22 protein-coding genes are annotated in these 26,242 nt (G+C 69.6%); 9 read left to right on the forward strand and 13 right to left on the reverse strand.

Translation table 11 applies throughout. From position 1 onward, the window contains the following. Both ACIRRY_RS47905 and ACIRRY_RS47910 read right to left on the reverse strand, forming a co-directional pair. On the reverse strand, positions 1-652 hold a 652-nt coding region (locus ACIRRY_RS47905; RefSeq protein ID WP_403986131.1), incomplete at its 3' end, for a threonine/serine dehydratase. A 121-nt stretch (positions 653-773) separates the two neighbouring features. Further along, entirely contained in the window at positions 774-1,172 is a 399-nt protein-coding gene (locus tag ACIRRY_RS47910; protein WP_403986134.1) for a hypothetical protein, read from the reverse strand. A 670-nt stretch (positions 1,173-1,842) separates the two neighbouring features. Here ACIRRY_RS47910 and ACIRRY_RS47915 point away from each other — a divergent pair. Together ACIRRY_RS47915 and ACIRRY_RS47920 are read left to right on the forward strand one after the other, a co-directional pair. Then, positions 1,843-2,724 (forward strand): class I SAM-dependent methyltransferase, encoded by an 882-nt coding sequence (locus ACIRRY_RS47915; RefSeq protein WP_403986137.1) that lies wholly within the window; start codon positions 1,843-1,845, stop codon positions 2,722-2,724. A gap of 307 nt (positions 2,725-3,031) precedes the next feature. After that, entirely contained in the window at positions 3,032-3,499 is a 468-nt protein-coding gene (locus tag ACIRRY_RS47920; RefSeq protein WP_403986140.1) for a GNAT family N-acetyltransferase, read from the forward strand. Between the two features lie 369 nt (positions 3,500-3,868). Here the strand turns inward: ACIRRY_RS47920 and ACIRRY_RS47925 are convergent, their stop codons facing one another. The 3 genes from ACIRRY_RS47925 to ACIRRY_RS47935 all read right to left on the reverse strand — a co-directional run bounded on the left by ACIRRY_RS47925 (position 3,869) and on the right by ACIRRY_RS47935 (position 6,936). Continuing rightward, positions 3,869-4,474 carry a TetR family transcriptional regulator gene (locus tag ACIRRY_RS47925; RefSeq protein ID WP_403986143.1) on the reverse strand — a complete coding sequence of 202 codons (606 nt, stop codon included), beginning with the start codon at positions 4,472-4,474 and terminating at the stop codon, positions 3,869-3,871. Between the two features lie 131 nt (positions 4,475-4,605). Then, positions 4,606-5,466 carry a hypothetical protein gene (locus tag ACIRRY_RS47930; RefSeq protein WP_403986146.1) on the reverse strand — a complete coding sequence of 287 codons (861 nt, stop codon included), beginning with the start codon at positions 5,464-5,466 and terminating at the stop codon, positions 4,606-4,608. 888 nt (positions 5,467-6,354) lie between these two features. Next, the gene (locus ACIRRY_RS47935) at positions 6,355-6,936 is read right to left on the reverse strand and encodes a TetR/AcrR family transcriptional regulator (protein ID WP_403986149.1); all 582 of its coding nucleotides are present in this window, start codon (positions 6,934-6,936) and stop codon (positions 6,355-6,357) included. A 387-nt stretch (positions 6,937-7,323) separates the two neighbouring features. Between ACIRRY_RS47935 and ACIRRY_RS47940 the strand changes: the two genes are divergently transcribed. After that, positions 7,324-8,766, forward strand: a complete 1,443-nt coding sequence (locus tag ACIRRY_RS47940; protein ID WP_403986152.1) for an MFS transporter — start codon at positions 7,324-7,326, stop codon at positions 8,764-8,766. 294 nt (positions 8,767-9,060) lie between these two features. Here ACIRRY_RS47940 and ACIRRY_RS47945 read toward each other — a convergent pair whose 3' ends face one another. From ACIRRY_RS47945 to ACIRRY_RS47960, 4 genes are all read right to left on the reverse strand, one after another. Continuing rightward, positions 9,061-9,732, reverse strand: a complete 672-nt coding sequence (locus tag ACIRRY_RS47945; protein WP_403986155.1) for an enoyl-CoA hydratase-related protein — start codon at positions 9,730-9,732, stop codon at positions 9,061-9,063. A gap of 10 nt (positions 9,733-9,742) precedes the next feature. Continuing rightward, positions 9,743-10,390: a winged helix-turn-helix transcriptional regulator gene (locus ACIRRY_RS47950; RefSeq protein WP_403986158.1), complete on the reverse strand. Its 648-nt coding sequence runs from the start codon at positions 10,388-10,390 to the stop codon at positions 9,743-9,745. Between the two features lie 55 nt (positions 10,391-10,445). Then, positions 10,446-12,026 (reverse strand): MFS transporter, encoded by a 1,581-nt coding sequence (locus ACIRRY_RS47955; RefSeq protein WP_403986161.1) that lies wholly within the window; start codon positions 12,024-12,026, stop codon positions 10,446-10,448. A 66-nt stretch (positions 12,027-12,092) separates the two neighbouring features. Next, positions 12,093-13,295, reverse strand: coding sequence for an Acg family FMN-binding oxidoreductase (locus ACIRRY_RS47960; protein ID WP_403986164.1), 1,203 nt, complete (start codon positions 13,293-13,295; stop codon positions 12,093-12,095). Between the two features lie 92 nt (positions 13,296-13,387). Here ACIRRY_RS47960 and ACIRRY_RS47965 point away from each other — a divergent pair, with 92 nt between their 5' ends. The 3 genes from ACIRRY_RS47965 to ACIRRY_RS47975 all read left to right on the forward strand — a co-directional run bounded on the left by ACIRRY_RS47965 (position 13,388) and on the right by ACIRRY_RS47975 (position 19,212). Further along, positions 13,388-15,685 carry a LuxR C-terminal-related transcriptional regulator gene (locus tag ACIRRY_RS47965; RefSeq protein WP_403986167.1) on the forward strand — a complete coding sequence of 766 codons (2,298 nt, stop codon included), beginning with the start codon at positions 13,388-13,390 and terminating at the stop codon, positions 15,683-15,685. A gap of 68 nt (positions 15,686-15,753) precedes the next feature. Beyond that, a complete protein-coding gene (locus ACIRRY_RS47970) occupies positions 15,754-15,969 on the forward strand; it encodes a hypothetical protein (protein ID WP_403986170.1) in 216 nt (71 codons plus the stop codon). A gap of 549 nt (positions 15,970-16,518) precedes the next feature. Then, the gene (locus ACIRRY_RS47975) at positions 16,519-19,212 is read left to right on the forward strand and encodes a LuxR C-terminal-related transcriptional regulator (protein ID WP_403986173.1); all 2,694 of its coding nucleotides are present in this window, start codon (positions 16,519-16,521) and stop codon (positions 19,210-19,212) included. Positions 19,213-20,015: 803 nt separating this feature from the next. Here the strand turns inward: ACIRRY_RS47975 and ACIRRY_RS47980 are convergent. From ACIRRY_RS47980 to ACIRRY_RS47990, 3 genes are all read right to left on the reverse strand, one after another. Then, positions 20,016-21,146: an FAD-dependent monooxygenase gene (locus ACIRRY_RS47980; RefSeq protein ID WP_403986176.1), complete on the reverse strand. Its 1,131-nt coding sequence runs from the start codon at positions 21,144-21,146 to the stop codon at positions 20,016-20,018. Positions 21,147-21,450: 304 nt separating this feature from the next. Next, entirely contained in the window at positions 21,451-21,771 is a 321-nt protein-coding gene (locus tag ACIRRY_RS47985; protein ID WP_403986302.1) for a WhiB family transcriptional regulator, read from the reverse strand. A 139-nt stretch (positions 21,772-21,910) separates the two neighbouring features. Further along, the gene (locus ACIRRY_RS47990; RefSeq protein WP_403986179.1) at positions 21,911-22,303 is read right to left on the reverse strand and encodes a hypothetical protein; all 393 of its coding nucleotides are present in this window, start codon (positions 22,301-22,303) and stop codon (positions 21,911-21,913) included. A gap of 112 nt (positions 22,304-22,415) precedes the next feature. Here ACIRRY_RS47990 and ACIRRY_RS47995 point away from each other — a divergent pair, with 112 nt between their 5' ends. The 3 genes from ACIRRY_RS47995 to ACIRRY_RS48005 all read left to right on the forward strand — a co-directional run bounded on the left by ACIRRY_RS47995 (position 22,416) and on the right by ACIRRY_RS48005 (position 25,174). After that, a complete protein-coding gene (locus ACIRRY_RS47995) occupies positions 22,416-24,152 on the forward strand; it encodes a hypothetical protein (RefSeq protein WP_403986181.1) in 1,737 nt (578 codons plus the stop codon). A gap of 562 nt (positions 24,153-24,714) precedes the next feature. Then, positions 24,715-24,891, forward strand: coding sequence for a helix-turn-helix transcriptional regulator (locus ACIRRY_RS48000; RefSeq protein ID WP_403986184.1), 177 nt, complete (start codon positions 24,715-24,717; stop codon positions 24,889-24,891). A 67-nt stretch (positions 24,892-24,958) separates the two neighbouring features. Further along, on the forward strand, positions 24,959-25,174 hold the full coding sequence (locus ACIRRY_RS48005) for a hypothetical protein (RefSeq protein ID WP_403986187.1): 216 nt from the start codon (positions 24,959-24,961) through the stop codon (positions 25,172-25,174). A 402-nt stretch (positions 25,175-25,576) separates the two neighbouring features. Here ACIRRY_RS48005 and ACIRRY_RS48010 read toward each other — a convergent pair whose 3' ends face one another. Further along, positions 25,577-26,224 (reverse strand): hypothetical protein, encoded by a 648-nt coding sequence (locus ACIRRY_RS48010; RefSeq protein ID WP_403986305.1) that lies wholly within the window; start codon positions 26,222-26,224, stop codon positions 25,577-25,579. Positions 26,225-26,242: the final 18 nt, after the last annotated feature.

A 26,242-nucleotide genomic window follows, 5' to 3' on the forward strand; every position in this document is an offset into this window, starting at 1 on the left:
AGCCCCACGCCATGAGCCCGGGAAGACCGTGAAACGAGCCGAAACCCTCACCGAACACATCCGCCTGAAACGGCAGCGAGGATAAATACCAAGCTGAGATCAGTCCGCCTCCGCTGACAGGAACCAGCACCGTGCCGATGTCGAGTCCCGCAGCCAGCGCTTCATCGGATATGTCGAGGCCGACCGTTCCCTGGCCCGCGATGATGTCCAGGTCGTCGAAGGGCGGCACGATCACATAGCGGTGTTCCGCGGCCAACTGCTCAGTGAGGGCCGGGCACTCCTCGGGGGGAGCGAAGTGCACATCGGCCCCGTACTCCAGGACCCCGTCGATTTTCACCTTGGCGGCCGTGGAGGGCATGACGATCGTTGCTTTCACGCCGTCCTGCCGGGCCGCGTAGGCAAGTGCTTTGCCGTGGTTCCCGCTCGATCGTGCAATGACGCCGCGGGCCTTCTGTGCCTCGGACATCCGCGACAGTCGATTGCATGCGCCACGTATTTTGAACGAGCCGGTGATCTGCAGGTTTTCTGGTTTCAGAAAGAGAGACCGATGTTCGCAGGAGGCCCATGGAGCCCTGAGCAGCGAGGTACGTGAGAGCACTGGCTCCAGGCGTTGACGGGCGGTGTGCAGGTCGTTGAGCGTGACGAGAGTCATGGGTCGGTCATCCTTGTCGGGTATTGACGGTCATCTGGCGAGCCGCTCACAGGGGGTGGACGCAAACCCTCGGCACTCAGCTCCGGTCGGAGCCTCTGCGCGGCCGTCATGCGCCGGGGGATCACTCGGTCCGGGTGACCTCGACGAACATCATGGGACGATCGCCGGCCGTATGCAGAGCGGCCTCGTCGGGACTCCACCAGCAGCCGTAGGACAGACCGGTCGCGTTACCCGGGCGGAAGACGACCGTGTCTTCCCCGGCCGTTGCCCAAGTGACCGTTTCCGTGGTGCCGTCCGGGTGGCCGACCGCGCGGGGAGGGAATTCGTCCGCGTTGTCATAGCGGCAGCCGGTGCCGTCGTGCCGATCAACGATTTCGTGCTCTGCATCGGGCAGTGCGGCACCGTCGTCCATGTGGACCGGGACTGCCGCCCTCGCCGCGACGATCGAGACGATGGGAGCGGCGAGCAGCACGCCGGCTACGGCTGCGGTGAGGGCTACTGCTTTGAGGGGCTCGTGCATCGCTGTCCTCCTGGCTCGGTGCGCGGATCTCCGGGGTGGTGTGACCTTCCAGATGGACGGGCGGCCGGACGATGACCGGGGCGGCCGGCTACCGCACCGGCCTGCGGATCACGACACGGTTCCCACCGGTTGCGCCGTGGCCGCTCGCGTCCGTACGGCGGAGCAAAGACGTGACGACAACGTGAGACCGCGGTGGCCGGGGCCATGGCCGGGCCCGTCCCTGCCCGAGCGGTACGAGAGCGCTTACCGGCGGACCGCACTGCAGCGGCAGCCTCCACGCGCCGGCGGTCCGAGCCGGCGTGGAATCTCCGGTCGCGGCGAGGGCGACGGCGTCTTCTGTCGTCCTGGCGGCGGTGGGAGGTGCGGTGCAAGTCATGGTGATCACGGCCTCGGAGAGCTGCTGGGTGACTCTTCCAGGAGACGTCGCGCAGTCCTGGGGCGACTGAGCAAGTAGTACTCAAACCCGGAACGAGGCCGGTCACCAGGACGGTCTTCCGAGGGCGGGAGGCGTGTCGGGGCCGGCTGTCCGCGCCGGAGTACTCAGCACACTCGGGCGAGCAGCTTCCGCTCCGGCCGAGTATCTCCTACTCATGTGGGGGTGCTTTTGCGTCCTGAAGAATCCCGGCAGGTGGGACCGCACGCAAGTGCGGCCAGGAACAGGAGGTTCGCGATGGCTGCAGAGGACGACTTCGGCGTTGAGGAAGCCGGCGCGCGCAGAGACGTGCACGCTGAGGGGCTTGTCGCCAACCGGGCGCTGTGGGATTCCCTGGCCGAAACCCACGGTACGACAGCCACCGATCAGTCCTACGACGTGGAGGCGTTTCTCGGCGGTCAGCAGACGTTGCGCAGCATCGAGTGTGAACTGGCCGGTGACGTAGCGGGCAAGGATCTGCTCCACCTGCACTGCCACTTCGGCATGGACACCTTGAACTGGGCCCGCCTGGGCGCGAGGGTCACCGGAGTCGACTTCTCCCCCGTAGCGATCACCCGTGCCCGGGCCCTCGCCGAAAAGGCGGGACTGGTCGCGGACTTCGTCGTGGCGGACACCCAGCGCCTGCCCGACAGCCTTGCGGCCGGGTTCGACGTCGTCGTCGCCACGTACGGTGTGTTGTCCTGGATCTCGGATGTCGACGCGTGGATGCGAGGGGCCGCGCGGGCGCTCAGGCCGGGAGGCCGGCTGATCCTGGTGGACATTCATCCGGCCTTCCAGACCGTCCTCAGCTTCGAACCCTTCGTAGCCGACTGGCCCTACGGCGGCGGCGAGGCTCAGTACGTCGCTCTGACCGGCACGTATGCAGATCCGAGCGTCGTGACAGCGCCACGGCAGACGGTGCAGTACCCCTACTCGGTCGGTGAGATCGTGACTGCCGCCGCTTCGGCGGGCCTGGTTGTGGAACGGCTGGCAGAGCACACGGAGACGGAATCCGATGGCCGCCACATCCTGCCTCGAGGCGCCGACGGTCTCTACCGGTTCCCCTTCAGCGACACCTACCTGCCGATCATGTACTCGCTGCGGGCTGTCGCGCCACGCACGCCGAAGACCGGCAGATGATCGCGTCCTTCCTCTGACGTTCAGGGGGCCTGTCCGCAAAAGCCAACGGCCGCCCCGCGTTTGGGTGCGACGTTGCCACGGTCGTCACCAACCCGGGGGTACCGGGCTGCAGTCGGACACCGGATAGTCGGCTGCGCAGCGGCGGATCGTGGGCACATGAGTGCCTCTTGCTCCGGTGCTGCATGCCGGCCGCGACACACTGGCTGTCGCTGACCTTCAGACCTCTACGGCAAGGCATGTCATGCGTTCATACAGCAGAGTCGAGTCTCATCTCGAGCGGCTCGGGGGCAGTGAATGCGCTCCGGCTGTGTTCGTCAGCGAGCTGGACCTGACGGATGTGGCGACGGCGACAGCGGTGCACCTGACCGGCCGCCGGTCGTATGCGGTCGAGTCCGCGCTGATCGGTTTCGACGCAATACCCGCTCTCCTGGAGAGCCTGGAGGAGATGCAGGCCCAGCCGTTGCGTTGGCTCGGGATGACGACGCGTGACGGTCACCTTGCCGCCTTCGTTGCCTGGCGTCGCCTGGCGGGGGAAGACGGCATCGACATCGAGCGGGTATGCGTCGATCCGGAATGGTTTCGCCGCGGTCTGGCTCTGAGGCTGCTCGATCACCTGTTGACCGAGCTGGCCCCCACCGGGCAGGCGCTGGTCAGCACGGGCGCGGAAAATCGTCCGGCCATCGCTCTCTATGAGCGTCTCGGCTTCACCCGTGTCGGCACCGTCGAGCGGGCGCCCGGCCTGCTCATGGCCGAGTTCCGGCTTGCGCGGGAATAGGGCCACAGGCCACCTCTCCGGCCATGGCATCTCGTGCGACGGCTGACTGCCTGGCGGGCCGGCCTGCGGCTGGTGGAGGCGTCGGCCGCGGGCCGGCCATGGGTGGGTCTGTGTAAGCGGTCAGTGGTGGCCGTGGCCGCTGGTGATCTCCTCGTACTCCTGGGCGGTCGGCTTGCTGATCTGGCCGTCCGTACCGTAGTAAGCCTTGCTGAGCCTCGCGTGCGGCCATCAGCGCCACGGCCGGGCCGGAAGCGAGGGGAGCCTTTGGCGCAACGGACCGTCCGGGCAGGGCGTCACGCCGTGCTTCACGCGGCCTACGGGCGAGCGGCGGCGTCTAGGATTGCGCCGGCTCCCGCCGCCCCGGCTCTCTCATTCATCGGCGTATCGGGCCGGACGCAGAAGTGCACCAAGTCCTGGAGCCAGGAGGCCGACGATCCGCTCGGAGTCCATGGCGGCCATCGGGTTCAGCCTGAGAACGTAACGGCTGAAGATCAGTCCGAGAGTCGTCGTCAGCACGGCGCCGGCTCGTTCTGCGCCATCGGTTCCGCCGATGCGTTCCGCCAGCCGGGCGGTCAGTTCCCGCTCGGCGTACTCGCGGAACGCACGCAGGAGCGCCGGATCCCGCTGGGCCTGGGTGACCAGCAGCGTCAGCGAACCGCCGAGTTCGGGATCGTCCCATACGGCCAGGACAGCCCGGATGATCTGCTGAGGCATCTGCTCGGGATCACTTTCGAGCATGCGCGCCATCACCTGGCCCGGGCTGATCCCGAGCGCCATCGCCCCACCGAACAGCCCTTGCTTGGAGCCGAAGTGATAGCTGATCAGGGCCGGGTCCACGTCGGCTGCCGACGCGACGGCTCGCATCGTCGTCGCGTTGTAGCCGCGCTGCAAAAACGCCGTCCTCGCCGCTGCCAGAATCCTCTCCTTGGCGTCGGAGCCTCCACGCGGACGTCCACGAGATTTATTCATCACCATTGAATATCACGGGCGGAACCCCTCGTGCGGCGCGTAGGTGCTCATAAACCCCAGGTCACGCCTCGCCGGCGCCCAGCGGGCGGCCGGGGGCGACGACCGCGGCTGGGCGCCGCTGCCGCCGCCCCGCAGGCTCAGCGGGTGATGTCGACAAAGACCATGGGCCGGTCGGCGACGGTGTGGAACGCGGCCTCGTTGCGGCCCCACCAGTGACCGGTCGGCCTGCCGGTGACCGCGTCGGCCTGGATGAAGATCGTTCCCCGGCCGGCGCCGCTCCATTCCTTCGTGGCAAGTCCCGCAGAGCCCTCGACCCGGCTGTCCCGGAACGCCCAGTGCGGCGACGTCTTGGATGAGAAGGCGACGCCGTGCGGGGCGGAGGTGCTGTCGGAGACCCTGACTGCGTACTCCTGGGTGGCGCTGTCGCCGTCGCGTTCGAAGGGTGTCACGGACTGCGCGACCATCATGTGCCCGGTAGCGCCCCCGTCCGAGCCGTCCAGGTACTTCACCGCGATGACGGAACCCGCATGCAGGTCGCTGACCCGCTGTGCGGAGGGGCGGCTGATGTGATCGCTCATGTCATCGAGCGCACCGCCGGCGGACGTGTCGGTGAAGGCGTCGTAGTACTGCTCCGAGCTGGGGCTGCGGAAGCCGATACCGGAGGTGAACCACGTGTCGGTGGCCCAGGAGTAGGCATGTCTCATCGAGGCGGTGAGGAACTGCGCGCACTTGGCCTCGACCTGATAGGAGCTGGGATTCCCGGGGGTGCCCCAGGTGACCGTGGCTGTGGCGGAGTCCGCGTGGTCGAGAGCACCGGGGTAGAAGTTCTCCGGGTCCTGTCCTGGCCAGCCGAGTGTCGCGAGCCGGTCGATGATCTCGTTCTCGGCGGCCACCAGGGGGGCGCCGTCTTCGGTTCCGGCTGCCTGCGCCGTAGTCGGCATGACCGCCAGAACAACGGCTGTCGACACTGCGCACAGGGGGCCTATGAGCTTGTTCATCGCGCTGATCTTCTTCTTTCTGTGATGCTGTTCCGTCGCGGCGGAGTTGGTTACTGCCCGCAGGGCGGGAGTGGTCGAGCAGCACAGCCGGATGTCGTGCAGTGCTGCGGGCCGGCTCAGCCATCGCGCGGCGCCGTACAGCGGGAACCGGCCGCCCGGCCGTCTCGGCGGTCCGCCGGCATCACCGGGAGCGGCCGGAGTCCGGGCCCCGCACTGAGGGGTGTTCCACGCCGGCCGCCCTCACCGCTCCGGTTGCTCGGGCAAGCAGAGTCAGTCAACCGTGAGCCGGGGAAGCGGAGATGAGTAATCTCTGCCCATCCGGGCGGCCGGGGGCTTACGTCTCACAGGAGGCGCTGGCTCTGATCTCAGACACACATACGAGGCACCGGGTCGATCTGGAAACGTAGATCTCGTGGTCCTGCAGGGTGGTTGCGCCGGGTACGAGGTGGCCGCGGCCGCGCTGTGCCGATCGCGTCCGGCAGCGACGCATCAGGGAGCTCGCCGCCGATCTGGGACCGTCCCGAAGACGCTTCGGCCGGAACGGGGCCGCCGAGCAGCCCCACGCTCTTGTAGACGCATCACGCGACTACACGGCTATGCACGCGGGAAAGGTCCGCGAGGCCGCAGGAGGAAGCTTCCTGTTTCGGCGGCCGCACCGCTCCGGCGTGAAGCGGTCGTGCACCGTCCTCGCCGCCCCTGCTCGATTTCGTGCTGGGCCGACCTGGCAGGACCGCACTGCTCACAGGAAGCGCCGTCACGCCGTGAAGGCCGCCGCACACAGAGGCGACCTGACCGCCCGCGCTTCGGCCCCGCGGCGGTGGACACGAGGTGGCCGACGGCACCGCCTGGAGGCTCCGAGCGGTTCCGTCGTCCGGTCTGCCTGTCTGTTCAACGGGCGGACGACTGCGGTTCGAGGACGCTCCGGACGGCCGGCGTGTAGGCGGCGACGATCTCTTCAGGCGTCATGCCTACTACGGCCGGGATGCGCAGCAGATAGCGGGTGAGGGCGAGGCCGAGGAGCTGGGCGGAGACCAGGCCGACGTTGTCCTTGGTTGCGGGGCCGAGGGCCGGGGAGACCTGGGCCGCGAAGATCTCCCGCATGCGGTGCGCCGCCTGCTCGTTGGTGACGGCGGATCGCAGAAGCAGCAGCAGCGCGTCGTCGGCGCCCTCGTGCTCCCAGCGGTGCAGGAAGTGCCGCACGAGGGCTTCGGCGCGTTCCTCTGCGGGGGTGGCGGACAGGTCCGGAAGGCGCAGGTCGATGTCGAGGGCGGCGTCGAAGAGCTGGGCTTTGCTGCCGTAGTAGCGCATGACCATGGACGGGTCGATGCCTGCGTCGGCCGCGACGGCTCGGATCGTCGTGCGTTCGAAGCCCTGTGCGGCAAAGCGCTGGCGGGCGGCGTCGAGGATCGCTGTCCGCGTGCGGTCGGAGCGTCGCGGACCCGGGGGGGTTTCTGGAGTGTCTGCTGTCATGCCAACAAATGTAGGCCACCGCGCGTTGACTTTCCATCCCCACGGGTGCATTAATGTCAACGGCAGTTGGCCAACACCTGTTGGCGACCGTGTCCCCTCGCCGTGCCGCACGTCCGGGCACCGGGATGGGGCCCGCATCGCCGGCATCGGTCAGCACCCGGCCCAACCAACTGCGCGCTCCGCGCGCTACACACACTGCGCTGCCTGCCCACGCCGCACTTCCATGACATCGCGCCATGGAATCCGCCCACCGCACCAGCGCACTCTGTCCAGCGGGAAAGGACGCCTCTCATGAACCGAGGCCTCACAGCACAAGGTCACAAAGTAGTGCGCCACGGCGCGGTACTGGCCGTCACGTGCCTGGCTCTGGCAACCGTCGTATCGGCCATGGCATCGCTGAATGTGGCCCTGCCGGACATCGCCCGTGAGACCCACGCGAGCCAGACGCAGCTGTCGTGGATCATCGACGCCTACAGCCTGGTGTTCGCCGCCCTCCTGCTGCTGGCGGCGACCCTGGGCGACCGGTTCGGCCGGCGCCGGGCCCTGCTGGGCGGCCTCGCTCTGTTCGCAGCAGGCTCGGTCGCGGCGACCTTCTCTTCGCAACCCGGGGTTCTCATCGCCCTGCGGGCTCTGCTGGGGGTGGCGGCCGCCTTCGTCATGCCCGCCACGCTCTCGACCATCACCAGCACCTTTCCCCGCGAGGAAAGGACACGCGCGGTCAGCATCTGGGCGGCAGTCGCGGGAGCGAGCGCCATACTGGGGCTGCTGACCTCGGGGGCCGTGCTTGAAGTGTGGTCCTGGCGGTCCGTCTTCTGGGTGAACGTGATTCTGGCGGTCGTGGCGTTCATCGGCGCCTACGTCTTCGTGCCGGAGTCGGCCGAAGCGGACAGGCAGCGCGTCGATACGATCGGCGCGGCGCTTACGGTCGTCGGCCTGGGAATCCTGGTCTACTCGGTCATCCAGGCGCCCGAGCACGGCTGGGGCAGCACGCGCACCCTGGCAGGCATAGCCATCGGGCTCGCCGTCCTGGCCGCCTTCGTCGCCTGGGAACTCAGGCACCCGCACCCCCTGCTCGACCCGCGGCTCTTCCGCAACAGGCCGTTCGCCGCGGGGACTTTGTCGATCACCCTGCAGTTCTTCGCGTTCTTCGGGTTCATCTTCGTCGTCATGCAGTACCTGCAGCTCGTACGAGGCGACAGCGCGCTGATCGCCGCCCTGAGTGTGCTGCCCATGCCCGCAGCGATGATTCCGAGCGCCCGGCTGTCTCCGAAGCTGGCGGCACGCGTCGGCGCTCGCCGTCCCTGGATCGCAGGGCTGATCGCCGTCGCCGTCGGTCTGAGTGTGCTCGCCGAGCTCGACAAGACGAGCTCCTACTGGCTCATCGTGGCGGGGCTCATTCCCCTGGGCGCCGGTATGGGGCTGGCCATGACGCCCGCCACCGCGGCCATCACCGACGCGCTGCCCGCCCGCCTGCAGAATGTGGGCTCTGCGGTGAACGACCTGTCCCGTGAACTGGGCGGCGCCCTGGGCATCGCCGTGCTCGGCAGTGCGCTGAACGCCGGCTACCGCAACACTCTCGACACCGAGGGGCTCCCGGCTCACGTGGCCGAGGCAGCCCGCTCGTCTCTCGCCGCAGCCAACATCGTCGGCACCAGGACAGGAAACACCGGCCTGGTCAATGAGGCCCGCGACGCCTTCGCCTCCGGTCTGCACCTCGCTCTCATCACCGGAGCAGGGGCAGCCGTCCTGGGTGCGGTATCGGTCGCTTTCCTCCTGCGGCGCCCCCGCAACACCACCGACGACTCCGCCGGCATCGCCACGGAGGGATGACCGGCACCCTCCCCTCCCCCACGCTGCCTGGGCCTGGCCTCTGCCGGCACAGGCAGCGTCACGCTCGCCCCAGGTCGTGAGGCCGGGATGACGCAGTGCGCCTTCTGCACCTCGAAGCCGTCACAGCGGCTCGCACATGCCGGGTGCCAAGGGGCGCCACAAGTTCCGTGGTCCGCACAGGTGAGGTGGACCTTGAGGCCTGCGGCAGCGGTGGGACGCTGCCGGCGGTGTGCCCCACCCGCGCTGCTTCGCCGAACGGCCCGCACCGGCCGGCACGATGGCGTGTACGGCGCTTCATCTGAGGGGAAGGGTGGTGTCGCGCAGCGCGCTCAGGACCGGGGCGTACATGCGGGCCTTGATGGTGCCGAGGGTGACTCCCGCTCTGCTTGCGTGTGACTGGGCCAGTGCGATGGCTGCCGTACGTACGTCGTTCTCGGCGACCGCTCGGTCGACGATGCCGGCGGTCACCGCGTCGGCTCCGCCGTAGCGGTGCGCGGTGAGCATGGCCCGGTGCGCGGTGTGCGGGCCCAGCCGTGCCTGGATGAGTGCGGACATGCCAGGGGTGAAGGGGATGTCGATGTCCGCCTCGGGCAGGCACCAGTACCCGCGGTCTGCGCGCAGGATGCGGAAGTCGTGAGCGAGGGAGAACATCGCTCCGGCCGCGAAGGCATGTCCCTGCAGAGCCGCAACGGTGATCACCGGCAGGGACAGCATGCGTGCGAAGAGCTCCTGGACGCGGACGACGTAGTCGGGCTGCTCGTGCAGGTGCGCGAGCAGCCAGTCCAGGTCCAGGCCGTTGGAGTAGAACTTTCCCTCCGCGGCGGTCACCAGAGCGCACGGGCCTGTCTCTTTCTCGACCTTGTCCAGTGCGGTGGCGACGGAGGCGAGCCAGTCGGGGTGGAAGCGATTCTCGCCGTCTCCGAGGTCGAGAACGAAGACGTCGTCGTGACGATCGAGCGTGGGCATCTGTACTCCTTCAAGTGAGGCGGGATCGGGTGCCGGGGGCGAAGTTCATCGAGGCGCTTTCCCGGTTCCCCAGGCGTGACGCTCGCAGCGAGGCTCGCTCGCGCCTGCTGTCACGAAGCCCTCGCGGCGCCGGCCTCGCCGTCTGTTCACCTTCACGTCCTTCACGGACGCGGCCTCGATCAGCTGCGTGCGTAAGGCGCCGGTCGGGGCCAGGAACCTGAGCCGGTTGCCCCGGCTGCCATCCGCGACCGGCCTTGCCCCCAGAGGCGTTGGCGGAGAGGTGGTCCTCCGCCCAGACGGTCAAGGCGGCCAGGGGGATGAGGAGGGCCTTGCCGCGGGAGGCGAGCGTGTAGACGGTGCTTGTGGGTGTGCCCGAGTGGGCGGTTCGGGTCACGAGGCCGAGAGCGGTCAGTTCCCGCAGACGCCGGGTGAGCGCGCCTTCACTGATGCCGGAGACGCCCTCGCGCAGCTGGGCGACGTCGGCTGGGCCCCTGGCGAGGGCAGTGACGATCAGCCCGGTCCCGCCTCTGCCCAGCAGGGAGGAGGCCCGGGTGAGGGCCACCAGGGGTTCGGGCAGTTGCGGAGGGTGGGACTTGTGGAGCGGCTGAGGTTGCGGCGACGTCATGACCGGTTCCTTCCTGGTACGGCGCGGGGGCATCGGGGTGCGGCCCTCGCGCCGTACGTCGTGGTGGCTGTCGGGCAGTTGGCGGTGGCTACGCGGTCGACTTCGCCGTGTCGCGGTGTGTGCCGCTGTTCGGCGTCTCTCCCCGGTCCGTGCCGGGCTTGGCGGGACGGCGCAGCAGGAGGGTGACGACGACGGCGGCCAGGAGGGTGGTCGCGGCGCCGCCGATGAGAGAGAGCTGCATGCCGGAGGCGAAGGCGTCGCGGGCCTCGTCGATCAGTGCCGGGTTGCCCGTGGCGTGGCCGATGTGGTTGGCGGCGGCGAGGGAGGAGCGCGCCGCGTCGGCGACCGGGGCGGGGAGGCCGCCGGTGTCGAGGGAGTCACGGTACTGCGCGCTCAGGAGGCTGCCGAGGACGGCGATGCCCAGGGCGCCGCCGAGTTCGCGTGACAGGTCGTTCACGGCGGATCCCACGTTCTGCAGACGTGGCGGCAGGGCGTCGGTGATGGCCGCGGTGGCCGGGGTCGTGGCCAGGCCCATGCCCGCACCGAGCGGCAGGAGTCCGGCCACGACCAGCCAGTACGAACTGCCGGCGTCGAGCTGGGACAGCACGACCAGGCCGGTGGTGACCAGGACGAGACCGACCGTCCAGGGGCCTCGCATGCCTCGCCGGGCGACCAGGAGCGGGCTGAGGCGGGCGCTGGGGATCATCGCCGCGGACATCGGCAGCACGCTCACCGCGGCCATCAGGGCGCTGTCACCGCGCACCAGCTGGAGGTACTGCATGGTGACGAAGATGAACCCGAAGAACGCGAAGAACTGCAGTGTGGTCGAGATCGAGCCGGCCGCGAACAGCTTGTGGCGGAACAGCCTCGGGTCGAGCAGGGGGTGCGGGTGCCTGAGCTCCCAGGCGACGAAGGCGGCCAGGACGGCGAGCCCGATGGCTATGCCTGCCAGGGTGCGCGTGCTGCCCCAGCCGTGCTCGGGCGCCTCGATGACCGAGTAGACCAGCACGCCCAGTCCCGCCACGGTGAGAGCCGCTCCGGTCACATCGATGCGCTGCTTGTCCGGCTGCGCGGACTCCGGCACGAAGAGGTAGGTGCCGATGAACGCCACCGCGGCCATGACGGTGTTCAGCCAGAAAACCGATCGCCACGACCACGCCTCGAGCAGTATTCCGGAGGCGAGCAGTCCCAGAGCGGCGCTGGCGCCCGCTACCCCCGCCCAGATGCTGACGGCACGCGCCTGCTGGGCTCGGGGAAACGTACTGGTGATCGTGGACAGCGTGGCGGGCATGACGAACGCGGCTGCCACGCCCAGCACCGCACGAAGGGCGATCAGGACGCCCGGCTCGTTCGTGAAGGTCGCGGCGAGCGATACTCCGCCGAACACGGCGACGCCGCCGAGCAATGCCCTGCGACGGCCGAAGCGGTCGCCGAGGGTCGCTGCGAACAGCAGGAACGAAGCGAAGATCAGGCTGTAGGCGTCGATGATCCACGACAGCTGGGTCTGGTTGGCGTGCGTCTCGCGGGCGACGTCGGGCAATGCCACGCTCAGCGATGCCATCGCCGATACGACGGTCGCCAGTGCCAGGCAGGTCACGGCCAGGACGGCACCGGGGCGCAGTGTGCGCACCGGTCCGCCGGTCTGCTCCGCAATGCTGGAGTTGGGCATGGGAAACCTCCTTTGAACGAAACGGATGGACGGGCGGCGCCGTGGGACTCGCCGTACCGGTAGGGGTCAGGTCGTCACGACGTCGTCGAGGCTGCGGCGCGGGCTGAGGCCCGGCGTGCGCTCGGGGCGGCCGATACGGAAGGACAGCAGGCCGCTCGAGGCGGGGCGGCCGAGCAGGGCGGCCCAGCGCGCGGAGAAGACATCGGGGTTGCCGGCCGCGGTGTCGCGGTCGATGCGTTCGGTGATCTGGTTCATGTGGTGCAGGCCGAGGCCGAGTGCGGTCGCGGTGAGGTGCATCCGGGCCAGCAGCCGTCCACCGTTGACCTGGGCGCTTCGGTCGGTGACGTCGTCGACGGTGATCACGCCGTAGGCGGCGGCGGTCGCGGTGTGCACCCCGCGGGTGGCCTTCACCCAGTAGGCGTCGCCGTCCTTGCGGGACTGCGCGGGCAGGAGTTTCGCGGCGAACAGGGCCAGGTCGCCGAGGCCCTGAGCGTCGAGGGTGAGACCGTCGCGGTGCTTGTCGATGGTGCTGCGCGAGCTGCGGAACCAGGCGAAGGCTTCGGCCGACTGGGCGGTGTCCGCGGTGATCGCCTCGGTGGCCTCGACGTAGAGCCGGCCCAACTTTTCACGTGCCGCCTTGTCGGTGACCCACCGCACGCTTGCTCCGTCGATGCGGGAGCTCTGCTCGGTGAAGCCGCTCAGGTCGACGGGTGTGGACGTGTACGGGCCGCGGTTGGTGTGCCGGTGCGGGATCGCGGCGGCGAGGTCACGGTCCTGCCTGGTGCGGTCCTTCCTGAGTGCGATGCGCGCGACATGGTCCGATGCCAGGCCGTCCGGGAAGAGGGTGACCTGCGACGTCGAGCCGGCCGATCCGGCGGCGATCACCATGTTCTCGACAGCGCACCCGAGGCCGGCGAAGTGTTCGCGGCCACTGGCGTCGTTGAGCGGCATCCGCCGGCTGGGGTCGGAGTGGACGTCGATGACATCGCCGTCGACGATCATTCGCCAGGGCTGCGTGTTGTGCGGGTTGCAGGCGAGGACTCCGGCGGCGACCACCCGCTCGATGCCGGTCATCGCGCTCCAGTCGTGCCAGAGGGTGTACGGATCGCCGGATCCGGCGCTGAAGGCGCCGTTGGTGACGGCCCGGACTCCGCCCACTCCCACGCCCAGGGTTGCTACCGAGGCGATGCCGAGGCCGGCCAGCTTCAGCCCGTCCCTGCGGGTCAGGGCTATTTCCGGGTATTCCTCTGTGGCGGTGTTCGTGGCCATTGCGTCTCTCCTGTCGCGCGGCCGCTGTCGTGGCAGGAGATTCGCGCGGGACAGGGTGCTCGCGCACCACCCCGCTGCGAGATGCACCCGGGGTGGTGGAGCTGGCAGAATTGCTGTCGGGTTGCGGTGCCGGGCCGCAGGTCGGGAGCGTCGTGACGTCGAAGAAACCTACGCGGCCACTACTCACGGTGAAGCAGGTGATTCCGCCGGCCCGGGCCGGCGCGGTCCCGCGCGAGCGCCTGCAGCAGCAGCTGCGTGTGGCCGAAACCCGCCTGACCTTGGTGGTGGCGCCCGCCGGCTGGGGCAAGACGAGTCTGCTGAGCGGCTGGGCGGCGGACCCCGAAGAGAAGCGCCGCATCGCGTGGGTCTCGCTCGACGAGAGCGACGACGAGCCCGTGCGGTTGTGGAGTTACGTGCTCACCGCGCTGCGCGGCGCCGGCGGGGTGATCAGCACAGGTCCGCTCCAGGCGTTGGACGCGGCCGGCGTCTCCCCCATCGACCTTGCGCTGCCGATGCTGCTGAACGAGCTGGCCGCGTCCGCGGTGGCGCATGTACTGGTGCTCGACGACTACCACCTGCTCACCGATCCGCGGATCCACGAGGCGGTCGAGTACCTCGTGGCATACCTGCCCGCCTCGTTGCGGGTGGTGATCGCCGCGCGTACGGATCCGCCGCTGCCGATCGCGCGGCTTCGCGCCCGCGGGGACCTGACGGAGCTGCGGGCGGCACAGCTGCGGTTCTCGCCGGACGAGGCGGCGGCCCTGTTGTCGGCGGTGTCGGGGCACGATCTGGACGGCGCGGCCGCGGCAAGCGTATGGGAGCGGACGGAAGGGTGGGCGGCGGGGCTGCAGCTGGCTGCCCTCGCGCTGCGCGCGGACCCGGCAAAGGCACCCGCCGGTGACCGGCATCTGCTGGACTATTTTGCGGCCGAGGTACTGCCCGGTCTCGAATCCAGGCAGCGCGACCTGCTCGTGCGGGCTGCGCCGCTCGAACGGCTCTCGGGTTCGCTGTGTGACGCCGCGCTGCAGGTGACCGGTTCGGCCGCAGTGCTGGCCGACCTGGTCAGGGCGGATCTCTTCGTGGCCGCGCTGGACGACGAACAGCGGTGGTACCGATGCCATCGCCTGCTCCGGGACGTTCTGGCAGGCGAGACGACGACGGACCCGCAGGAGGTTCTCGGCCATGCCGCAGACTGGTTCGCGGCAGAAGGCCGCATTGACGACGCGGTACGTCACCTGCTGCGGGCCCACCGCGATGACGCCGCGGCCGAGATGATGTTGAGCAACGCGGAGACGTGGTTCTTTCCCCGCGGGGAGGCCGCGACGTTCCTGGAGTTCGGGGAGGAGCTGTCCGGCCGGGTGGTGGGCCCGGCACTGGCGTTCTCGCTGGCCTACTCGGCGGCGCTCTGCGGCGATCAGGCGGGCGTGAACCGCTGGCTGGACGTCTGCGAGGCGAGTGGTACCTCCGCCGCTGTGGTCCCCGGTTGGCACAACATCCGCAGTGCCGTGCTCTGCGTGCGTGCGGGCTACGGCATGCCGGACGCCGAGGCCGCGCGATCCGTCGTCATGGTGCAGCAGGCGCTGCGCGAGGAAACCGAGGGGGGCGGCGCTGGGGATCCGACCGTGCGGGCGGCGCTGGGGGCCATGCTGGGCCGTGCCGGCCGCTTCGACGAAGCTGCGGCCCTGCTCCTCGACCTGTGGTCGTCACCGGACAACCGCAGGGCGTGGCCACAGTCGCTCGTTCTTCAGGCCGCCGGCACTCTGATGATCAGCCTGGTCGAAGCCGGCCGCGGCGAGGAGTGCGACCGGGTCATGCGGGAGGCCGGCCCGCTCGCCGACGCCGTCGAGCGCATCGGAGGGGAGGCGAGCATGCCAGGGGTGGCCTCGTTGCGCATCGCCCAGGCCAGGCACAGCTACCACAACGCCCGCATGGACGAGGCTGCTGCCCTGCTGCGCCGCGTCATTCCCCTCGCAGAACTGCACCCGCGGCCGACGGTGCTGTTTCTCGGCCTGGTGTATCTGGCCGACGCCGAACTCGCCTGTGGCGACCGGTCGGCGGCCCGTGCGGCGCTGTCGCGCGCCCGCGAGGTCGTGGACGAGGAGCCGGTGAGCGCGTTCGCTGCAAGGCGGCTCGAAGAGACCGAAGCGCGGCTGGGCCGCTCCGGCGCCCGCACCGCCGTACGCTCGGGTGCTCTCGTGGAGGAGCTCACCGACAGGGAGCTGTCGATCCTGCGGGCCCTGCAGGGGCCGGCGACCCAGCGGGAGATCGGCGCAGAGCTGTTCTTGTCGATCAACACGGTCAAGGCGTACAACAAGAGCCTCTACCGCAAACTCGGCGTCGCCTCCCGGCACGACGCCGTCGCAGCCGCGCGCGATCTTGGCCTGATCTGAAGCCACCCGGGGTGCTCTTTGCGAGCGGGTGGTGCGCGGGCACCCGGGCCACGGGTTTCCTGGACGGTATGCCCCCCACCCGTTTCGAGCTGACGCTGCGCGGACCGATCGCCCACTCCCTGCTGGACGTGATCCTGACACGGTTCGACCACGTGTCGACGCCCGGCACGGACGGCACCGTGCTGGTCGCCGAAGCCATGGATCAGGCATCGGTCCGCGCTCTGCTCAACCTGCTCTGGGATGCCGGCCACGAGGTGCTGGCTTTCGAGAAGGTGACGACCTGAGACATCCATCGACATTCACGGTGCCCTCGTTGCCCGGCTGTCACCAGGTTCACGTGCAGGAAGACCTCATCGGCGCGGTATGGGGCATGCAGGCCGTTCTACCTCTCATGCGGTCGCAGCGATCAGGGAGGCTACTGCAAGTGACCAACGAGGGCGTCCCCGGCACTCGAAGCCATCGACGACTGCCACCGAAACGGATGCGATCCATGCCTCAGATGCCCCGAAGCCCTCCGAAAATTTTAGTAGCCGGTCGGGAAAGTCTTCAACTCGCCGCTTCCCGCTCGGTGGTTCGTTGGGCCGGCATGAGCGGGCTGGAAGGGAAACGGCCGGTGCCGGCAGCCAAGTTCACACCTCGACGAGCGCGGCGTCGCCCGATTCGGAAGCCTAAACACGGCGGGAGCGCAGCGATTACCCGTGCTGCCACAGAGAAGACAACGTGGTCGGCCGAGACGGTACTCGAATCGAAAAAGTCAAACCCAGTGAAATCGACATGGCGCACCCAGTCACAGTCCCTACCACTCCCCATGGTCACACTGCAGCGCAGGTAGCATGGAGGATCTGTCGGCCTATAGGCGGTATTTCATGCAGAGCTGGGAAGGGAGATGGCCGCTCGTCGGGCGGAAATCGCACCTGGACACTTTCCGCGATGAACTCTCAGCCAGCCGTATTCGCGGCTGGCTTATCTGCGGACCGGCCGGCGTGGGAAAAACCCGACTGACGGAGGAGTTCCTGGCGCTGGCCGCTGCCGGCAAACGACGCACGGCCAAAGCAGTGGCCAGCCGGGCCGCAGCACGGATTCCTCTCGGCGCGATCGCCCACATCCTGCCTGCCGGCATCGACATGACCGACCCTGTCCAGGGCTTCCGCACCGTGGCCCAGGCTCTGTCGGGGCGGTCTTCCCAACCCACCGTCATCCTCGTGGACGACCTGCATCTGCTCGACAGTTCATCCGCCGTCCTGCTCGGCCAGCTTCTCGACTCCGGGACGATAGCCCTGATCGGCACCGCCCGCACCGAAGGGCAGACCAATGACGTCGTCGAAGCTCTCCTGCAGCGCGGTGACCACATTCGTCGCACCGACCTTGACCACATGGTCCGCGAGCAGGTCGAAGAACTGCTCCAGGAGGTCCTCAAAGGGCCGGTCAGCCGCCGCGCTCTCCATACGCTGTTCCGCGCCAGTAACGGAAATCCGCTGTTTCTGAGAGAACTCGTCCTGGGAGCCATGATCCAGGGGAAACTCACCGTCACCGACGGCGTCTGGGACACCTCGGAAGAACCGCTTTCAGTCACCCCACACCTCAGGGACCTGATTGCCGGCAGAATCGCCGCTGCGCCGCCGGCGGTGCGCCCTCTGCTCGAATCGCTCGCCTTCTGCCGCGCACTCTCCCTGTCCGATGCCACAGCTCTCGCAGACCGCGCAGACCTGGAACAGCTCGAGCGATCTGGCATAGTCGAGATCTCCGTCCACGGAGCTCGGGTCACGGTCACCCTGGCGCACCCTCTGTACGGAGAGGTGATCGCCGCCGGCACCTCCGCTCTTCAGCGATACGACCTTGCCCTTCGCCAAGCCGCGCGCATCGAGTCTCACGGCCTCAGGCGACGCGACGACGCCCTCCATGTCGCGGCCTGGCGACTGGCCGCCACCGGCACCGCCACACCGGACCTGCTCCGACAGGCTGCCGCAATAGCCATGAACTCCAACGACAACGAGCAGGCTATCGAACTGCTCACGGCAATCAAGACCGATCAGCACACCGCGGAGAGCCGTGTCCTTCTCGGCCGGGCCCTCATGCACACCGGACAGCTCGATCGCGCCGAACTCGTCCTTGCCGAAGCCGACACCCATGCTCGCAACGACTACGAAAAAGGCATCACGGCGACCACCCGCTGCACCAACCTTTTCTGGGCCGACCCCGACCCGGCCGCAGCTGTTGCCGTGTGCACTGCGGCCCGCGCCGCCCTGTCCGACCAGACTGGCGCGCGACAGCTCCGTCTCATGGAGGGAGCTATGCTCACGGTGGGTGGTTCACCGGTTCCGGGACTGCAGATTCTCGAAGACCTGCCCGATGACCCGCCTCAGGACACACTGGATGTCTGGCTGGCAACGATCAGTGCCAAGACTCTCGGCCTGACGTTTGTCGGCAGCGTGGAACGGGCCCGGGCCCTGGCCGAACGCGCCAAGGCCACCCACGAATCGGTCGGCGAGGGCAAACTGCTCCCCCACCCCGCCATGCAGGTCGCGCCCCTGGCCCTGGCCCTCATGGAGATGGGAAGAATCGACGAGGCCCGCCGACTCTGCCTCAACGCCGCAGACAGCCTGCAGGCTGCGCACTCGCCAGTGGCCCGCCAGTTCCTGGCCTTCGAGAGCGCCCGTGCCGAATGGCTGGCCGGACGCCCCGTCAGCGCACGGCGCTGGTACGCCGAAGGTGTCACCACGGCACGCACATACCACCTGGACCGGGTCATCCGGCTACACATGTCAGGACTGATGGCGTGCGCGGCGCTCGTGGGCGACATCGACACGGCCGCCTCTCTCGTCGCCGACTATGAAGCCATCGCCTCCGGTGGCGGCCTGACCGGAGAAGAATCGGTCGGCATGGCCTGGTTGCACGCGGCCCGCGGCGAACTCAGCCGTGCACGGGACCTGTTGCGCAGCGCTGCGGACAGAGCCCGGCACACCGGCCACCTCGTCTCCGAAGCCCTGATACTTACCGACATCGCGCGCCTGGGCGATCCGCAGGCGGTGCAGGAGCGCATGGCCGAACTCTCCGACCTGGGCGACGGCGCGTTCACTCCCGCACGAGCACGATTCGTGACTGCCCTTGCGAAAAGGGATGCACAGCAGCTGATGGCCTGCGCGGAGGAGTTCGAGCACATGGGTGCCCGGCTCCTCGCCGCCGAATCAGCGGCCGAGGCAGCCAACGCGTGGAGACGGAAGGGCGACACACGGAAGGTCACGGCCGCCACCGCCGAAGCCACTCGTCTCGCCGACCAGTGCGAGGGTGCCCGCACTCCGATCCTGTCCAGCATCGCCGGCGATGTCGAACCTCTGACGAAGCGTGAACGAGAGATCGCTCTCCTGGCTGCCGCCGGGAAGACCAGCAAAGCCATCTCACAGCATCTGACGCTCTCCGTCCGAACGGTGGACAACCATCTGCAGCGCATCTATCTCAAGCTCGGGGTCCGCAGTCGCAGGGACCTCGCTCTGACGCTCAAGCCCGATGAACGTTCTCAACAGGGCTAGCGGCACAGATCCCGATCTCACCCTCCGCAGTCCGGCCGCAGGCCGCGGCGGAGTATGTCTCCTGGTCGGTGGAGACGCCCCAGTTGCATGTCTGCTGCCCGCGGCCGGTCCGAAATCAGGTCGAGAGCCGATGCTCTGGGCGGCACGGAACTCGTCGGCCATCCCATGGCTCCGTCGTGCCGAAGGCAGACCGGCATCGGGCATCGGGCATCGCAGCCACGATGCTTCGATGACTTGACTGTCTGCCTCTGGCACCAGGGATCCACGACACGCTCAGGCTGATATGAGCGGGGTGGACGTCGTCAACCGGGTCCTGTGCGGCCGCAGTGGAGGCTTTGCCGGTGAGGCAGCGGCCCCTGTTGTGGGCGGTGTCGGGGCACGGCCCGGCCGCGGCAAGCGTATGGGAGCGGATGGAAGGGTGGGCGGTGGGGCTGCAGCCGGCTGCCCTCGCGCTGCCCGCGGACCCGGCAAAGGCACCCGCCGGTGACCGGCGACTGCCGGACTGTTCTGCGGCCGAGGTGCTGCCCGGTCTCGAGGCCGGGCAGCACGGCCTGCTCGTGCGGGCTGCGCCGCTCGAACGGCTCTCGGGTTCGCTGTGTGACGCTGCACTGCAGGGCATCCAGGCGGGGAGGTTTTCGCCGACCCGAACTCCGGTGGGGCACACATCGCTTCCCGGGGCCCGTAGATGCCGCCACGGGCTTGCGCGCACGCGCGACGGCCGTTGTCCGGCGCACGTTCCTTCTTCCTGTGCCGGCGAGCCGGGCAGGCCGGCTCACCCTGCACGGCGGCGAGGAGGGCGATGTCTAGCGGTAGTTGAGCTCGGCGAGCTCGGTGGCGAGCTTCCTGGGCATCGGGGTATGTCCCAGCAGAGGCAGTGCGATGTTGCGGACACCGCGGGCCACGGAGCTGCGTGTGGTGGCCAAGCGGGTCATTCGGTGGGTGAAGGCGACCACGCGCTGGGCCACGGGGCGGCGCTGCGCCTCGTAGCCGTCGAGCCGGCCGGTGGCGAACGCCCGGCCCAGGGTGTAGCCGTCCTGGATGCCGGTGTTCATCCCCTGACCGCCTGCGGGGCTGTGCACGTGGGCGGCGTCGCCGGCCAGCAGCAGACGGCCGGCGCGGTAGTGGTCGGCTACCCGGTGGTGGACCCGGAACCGTGACGACCATGCCAGAGCGGTGACCGTGGCCTGGCCGGGGGCGCGCTCGTCGAGCAGCTTCTGGACGAAGTCGAGGTCCGGTGCGGCGGGCGCGTCGTCCACGGTGGCGACGACCCGGTAGTGGCCGCCGGGAAGCGGGGCGACGACGGCGAGTCCCGCGGTGGCGAAGGTCAGCGAGACCTCGTCCGGCCCGGGGGCCCAGTCCATCACCACGTCGGCGAGCACGAAGGACTCGGCGTAGGCGTTGCCGGTGAAACCGATGCCCGCCGCCTCACGCACGGTGCTGTGCATGCCGTCGGCGCCGACGGCGTGGGCGGCGCGCAGCGTCTCGCCGGTGGTCATGGTGAGCGTCACGCCCTCCTCGTCCTGGACGACGGACGTGACCTCGTAGGGGCGGTGCACGTCGCCGCCGAGCGAGCGCAGCCGGTCCAGCAGCACGCTCTCGGTCTCGTACTGCGGAACCATCAGCGTGTACGGGTGGGGCGTGGGCAGCGTGTCGAACGGCACTGTCAGCAGCCGGCGCGCGCCGTCGCGGACGGCGAACCGGGTGACCTTGACGCCTCGCGCGATCAGCTCCTCGGAGGCTCCCAGCTCGTCCAGGATCTCCAGCGTGCGGGCATGCACAACGGCGGCGCGCGACGTGTTGGCGCCCTCCGCCAGCTTGTCCAGGACGACGAAGTCGACGCCGGCGGCGGCGAGGGTGACGGCGAGCGCGAGGCCGGCCGGTCCGGCGCCGACAACGGCGACTTCGGTGCGGGCGGGAAGTGCGGTGGCGTTCATGGCGGAGCCTTCCGTTTCTGATCCGGGAAGCAGGTCAACAGGCGTTGGCCGACGCTCGTTGACAGGATGCTCGAATTCCCAGCGAGAGTCAACACGTGTTGGCCCACAGCCGTTGGCGCGAAGGGGGCCGGGACCCCCGGCGCGGAGCGGCACCGGGATCGAGGGACGGCCGGCGGGTGGCGCCGAGGTGCACGGACTGCGGCTCGGACTGCTCGTGCAACGGCCGGCAGAGCACACCGAGACAGAGTCCGACGGCCGCCTCACCAGCCATCGGAGCCCGGCAGCACTCGATCCGTCAGGAGCTTCATCCGTCTGCTGCCCAGCCCACCCCGGAGGTTGGAAGGGACCCGGTGCGTCCCGGTCCGGTTCGGCCGAGACTCCTCCTCGTCGCGTCATACCCGGCGGTCCGGAGCAGCTCCGTGCGTTCCTCCTCGCCGGTTCCGCCCCACACACCCGACGTCTGTGCGGTGGCGAGGGCGTAGGACAGGCACTCGAAGCTCACCGGGCAGCGGGCGCAGACGTGTTTGGCTTCGGCGGCCTCCCGCAGCGCCGGCCCGGTCGTGCTCACGGGGAAGAACAGCTCGGGGTCCTCGCCCACGCAGGCTGCGGCGCGCAACCACTCCATCTCACTCCACGGCATTGCTCGGCCTTCCTCGCTGTAGAACGCGTGGCGCTGCAGGGCCGGCATTTCTCGACCTTCACCGACCCTCTGTTTCACCCGAGAGCGGCCAGCATCAAAGCAAAGGTGTGAAAACGATCTGCGCTCAGGACTGCTCAGGCGGGTCTGATGTCACGGGCGCGTCTGCCGGCCCGAATCTCGGCCGGTACGAGTTGCCGGCGTCGAGCCGGGCCAGCACGAGCAGGCCGGTGGTGATCAGGAGGAGGCCGCCGCTCCAAGGGCCGTGGGCACCTCGCCGGGCGGCCGGGCGAGGGCTGAGGCGGATGCCGGGGATCATCGCCGCGGACATCGGCAGCACACTCACGGCGGCCTTGAGGGTGGCTGCCGAGCCGATGCCCAGGCGGCCGGCTTCAGCGCGTCCCTGCGGGTCACCGCTGTCTCCGGACGTTCGTCCGGGACGGTGTTCGTGGCCATTGCATCTCTCCTGTCGCCCGGCGACGGGTTGCGGCAGGAGAATCGCGTCGGACAGGGTGCTCACGCACCACCCCGCCCCCAGGTGTACCCGGGGTGCCCGAACCGGCAGAATCGGCGCCGGGCCGCAGGTCGGGAGCGTCGTGACATCGGACAGGCCTGCACGGCCACTGCTCACCGTGAAACAGGTGGTCCCGCCGGCCCGGGCCGGCGCGATCCCCCGCGAACGTCTGCAACAGCAGCCGGGTCTCGCCGAGACCCGGCTGACCGTGGTGGTGGCACCCGCCGGCCGGGGCAGGACGAGCCTGCTGAGCGGCTGGGCGTCGGGCCCCGACGAGAAGCGTCGCATCGCGTGGGTCTCGCTCGACGGGAGCGACGACGAACCCGTCCGGTTGTGGAGCTACGTACTCACCGCGCTGCACAACGCCGGCGACGCGATCAGCGCGGGCCCGCTGCAGGCGTTGGACGCGGCCGCTGTCGCTCCGGTCGACCTCGCGCTGCCGATGCTGCTGAACGAGCCGGCCGCATCCGAGGTAGCGCATGTACTGGTCCTCGACGACCACCACCTGCTCACCGACCCGCGGATCCACGAGGCGGTCGAATACCTGGTCGCCCACCTGCCCGCCTCGCTGCGGATCGTGATCGCCGCGCGCACAGACCCGCCGCTGCCGATCTCGCGGCTGCGGGCTCGCGGCGACCTGAGCGAACTGCGGGCGGCGCAGCTGCGGTTCCCGCCCGACGAGGCGGCGGCCCTGGTGTCGGCGGTGTCAGGGCACGACCTCGACGAGACCGCGGCAGCAGCCGTACGGGAACGGACCGAAGGGTGGGCGGCGGGTCTGCAGTTGGCCGCCCTCGCATTGCGCGCGGACCCGGCGAAGGCCCAGGCCGATGACCGGCACCTGCTGGACCACTTCGCGGCCGAGGTGCTCCCCGGCCTCACGCCGAGCCACCGCGACCTCCTCGTACGGGCCGCGCCGCTCGAACGGCTCTCCGGTCCGCTGTGCGACCCCGCACTCCAGGTGACCGGATCGGCCCAGGTGCTGTCCGATCTCGTCAGGGCGGATCTGTTCGTGGCCGTTCTGGACGACGAACAGCAGTGGTACCGGTGCCATCACCTGCTCCGGGACGTCCTGGCCCACGAGGCCGCCACAGACCCTCGGGAGATCCTCGGCCACGCCGCGGCCTGGTTCACCGAAGACAGGCGGCTCGACGACGCGGTACACCACCTGCCGCGCGCCGGCCGCGCCGACGACGCCGCCGAGCTGATGCTGCGCAACGCGGAGACCTGGTTCTTCGCGCACGGGGACGCCGCGAGCTACCTGCGGTTCGGCGAGCGGCTGCCCGGCCGGGCGGTCGGCCCGCTGCCGGCTTGTTCGCCGGCCTTCGCGGCGGCGCTCTGCGGCGATCAGGCCCGGGTGAACCACTGGCTGGACGCCTGTGAAGTCCGGGGCACCGCAGAGACCGTCATGACCGGTTGGCACAGCTTCCACAGCGCCGTGCTCACCGTGCGTGCGGGCTTCGGCATGTCGGACGCCGAGGCCACGCAAACCGTCGCCCCGGCCCTGCAGGCTCCCGAACTGGAAACCGCCGGCGATGTCACCGCACACCCGCACGTACCCGCGACACTCGGCGGAGTGCCGGCTCGCGACGGCCGTTTCGACGAGGCCGCAGCCCTGCTGCTCGACGTGTGGCAGCAGCGCCACCGCAGCTCATGGCCCCTGTGGACCGTGATGGCCTTGACGCCCTCTCCTGCCCGAGGGCGGGAGATTCCGGTCCGCACCGCTTCGCGGCACCACCTCGGGTTCCTGCTTCACTGGCCTTTGCCGGTCTCCGAGGAGCTCGGTCTTACAGGGGCCTCCACAGGCGTCACTTCCCGCCCGTCCGGCGGTAGATCCGACAACTTCGTCGTCGGATGAGGCGATCTTAGCCATGCCACTGCGGCCCTCCGAGCCGCTATGGGCAGGATGCCCTTCACCTCCACCCTGAAGGATGGAGCACTGGGCAAGTGTTCGGTAGCGGGCATGCTGACGGTCAGCCTTGTCGAGGCCGGCCGCGGCGAAGAGTGCGACCGGGTGCTGCGCGAGGCCGGTCCGACAGCCGACGCCGTCGAGCACGGCGGGCAGGAGGCCAGCACGCCCGGGCTCGCCGCGCTGCGTATCGCCGCCGGCCGGCGCGTCTACCTGCACGCCGATGTGGAGGGGGCCGCGGTCCTGCTGCGCCACGCCGTCGGGCTCGCCGAACTCCACCCACGGCCGACGACGCTGCTCCTCGGCCTGCTGTACCTCGCCGACGCCGAACTCGCCTGCGGTAACCGGCCCGCCGCCCGCACCGCACCGGCGCGGGCCCGCGAGGTCGTGGAGGAGGAGCCGGTGAGTGCCTTCGCGGCTCGGCGGCTCGAGCAGGCCGAAACGCGGCTGGGCCAAGCCGGCACCCGCACCGCCGTACGCTCTGGTGCCCTGGCGGAGGAACTGACCGACCGTGAGCTGTCGATCCTGCGGGCCCTTGCAGGGGCCGGCGACCCAGCGGGAGATCGGGGCAGCGCTGTTCCTGTCGATCAACACGGTCAAGGCATACAACAAGAGCCTCTGTCGCAAGCTCGGCGTGGCCTCCCGGCAGGACGCCGTCAAAGTGGCGCGCGAACTCGGCCTGATCTGATCCCACCCGGGTGTCTTTCCCGGGCGGGTGGTGCGCGCGCACACGGGCGACGGGTTTCCTGTACGGCATGGCCCCCACCCGCTACGAGCTGACCCTGCGCGCACCGATCGCCCGCACCCTGCTGGACGTGATCCAAACCAGGTTCGACCACGTGTCCACGCCCGGCGAGGACGGCACCGTGCTGATCGTCGAGAACATCGACCAGGCATCGGTGCGCGCCCTGCTGAACCTGCTCTGGGACACCGGCCACGACGTACTGGCCTTCGAGGAAACAAGGGCCTGAGACGTCCACCGACATGCGTGATGACCTCGGGCGTGCGGCTGTCACCCGGTTCACGTGCGGCACGACCTCGCTGTCGCCGCGGGTGGCGGACCGGTGCCGGAGGCCGGCCGGGTGCGACCGCAGCCGACCTCGCCGGTGCGGTCGGCTGCGGCAGAGGCTTGCGGTCTTCGGCACGCCAAGGCCTTTGTCATCTCCTTGCGCGAGGTGCCTTCCGCGCCCCGGACACAGGGCCCGCAGAGCCGGAATCACCGGCCGGTCCCTGCATCGCCGGCTCCCCCGGCCTCCGCGCGAAAGCGTGTCGCACCCTCCGGGTCCAGGACTGCCGCCCACGCCGGGACACCGCGCGCGAAAGACGAAGACCCGGGGCCGGACCCGGTACGCCGTCCACCGCCACGGAAGCGATCAAGACACTCGGCTGAACCCCTCGCACAGCGACTCGCCCGGACGAACGCCCGTCCCGCTGACGCCGGTTCTTCCGGTCGGCATCGTTGCCGCCGCCCTCGCCCCACGCAAGATGACTCGCTCGCTCACCGGCTGCGGGGTCTTCGGCCACGGCGCAGTCGCGATGGACCAGGACGCGGGCTCGCCCGCTTCCCGGACCCCCGCCGGGCTGCCCTCCCGCACCGTGGTCGAACTGCCGGCGAAGACGACCAGGCGCAGAACGAGGAACCGCCCGATTCCGGCGACCCCTGAAGCACTGAGATAGACGGCCTGCTCGCTCAGCGTCCCGGCCGACGGCTGTATGAGGTGCAGGACGAACATCGCCGCACACGTCACTGTGTAGGCGGCCAAGGCCGACCCGGCGGACTGCCAGTGCCGGCGCCACCCGGCACGCCGCCCGGCCCTGAAGGTGAAGCGCGCGTGGAGTTCTGTGCACAGGATGGTGGAACCCGCGGTGACCAGTGCGTTCGCCGACGCCCAGGGCATCAGCGTGGCCAGCAGTGCCACGGCCGGCCCGGAAGCGAGTCCGACACCGCCGCCGCACAGGACGAACCGGGAGAAGGAGGTGAGCGCGCCCGGAGCGGCTGCCGTCCGGCGCGCCTCGTCCATGGCGGCTTCTGCCCGGCC

The organism is Streptomyces sp. NPDC101776 (genome assembly GCF_044766845.1).
GTDB lineage: Bacteria > Actinomycetota > Actinomycetes > Streptomycetales > Streptomycetaceae > Streptomyces.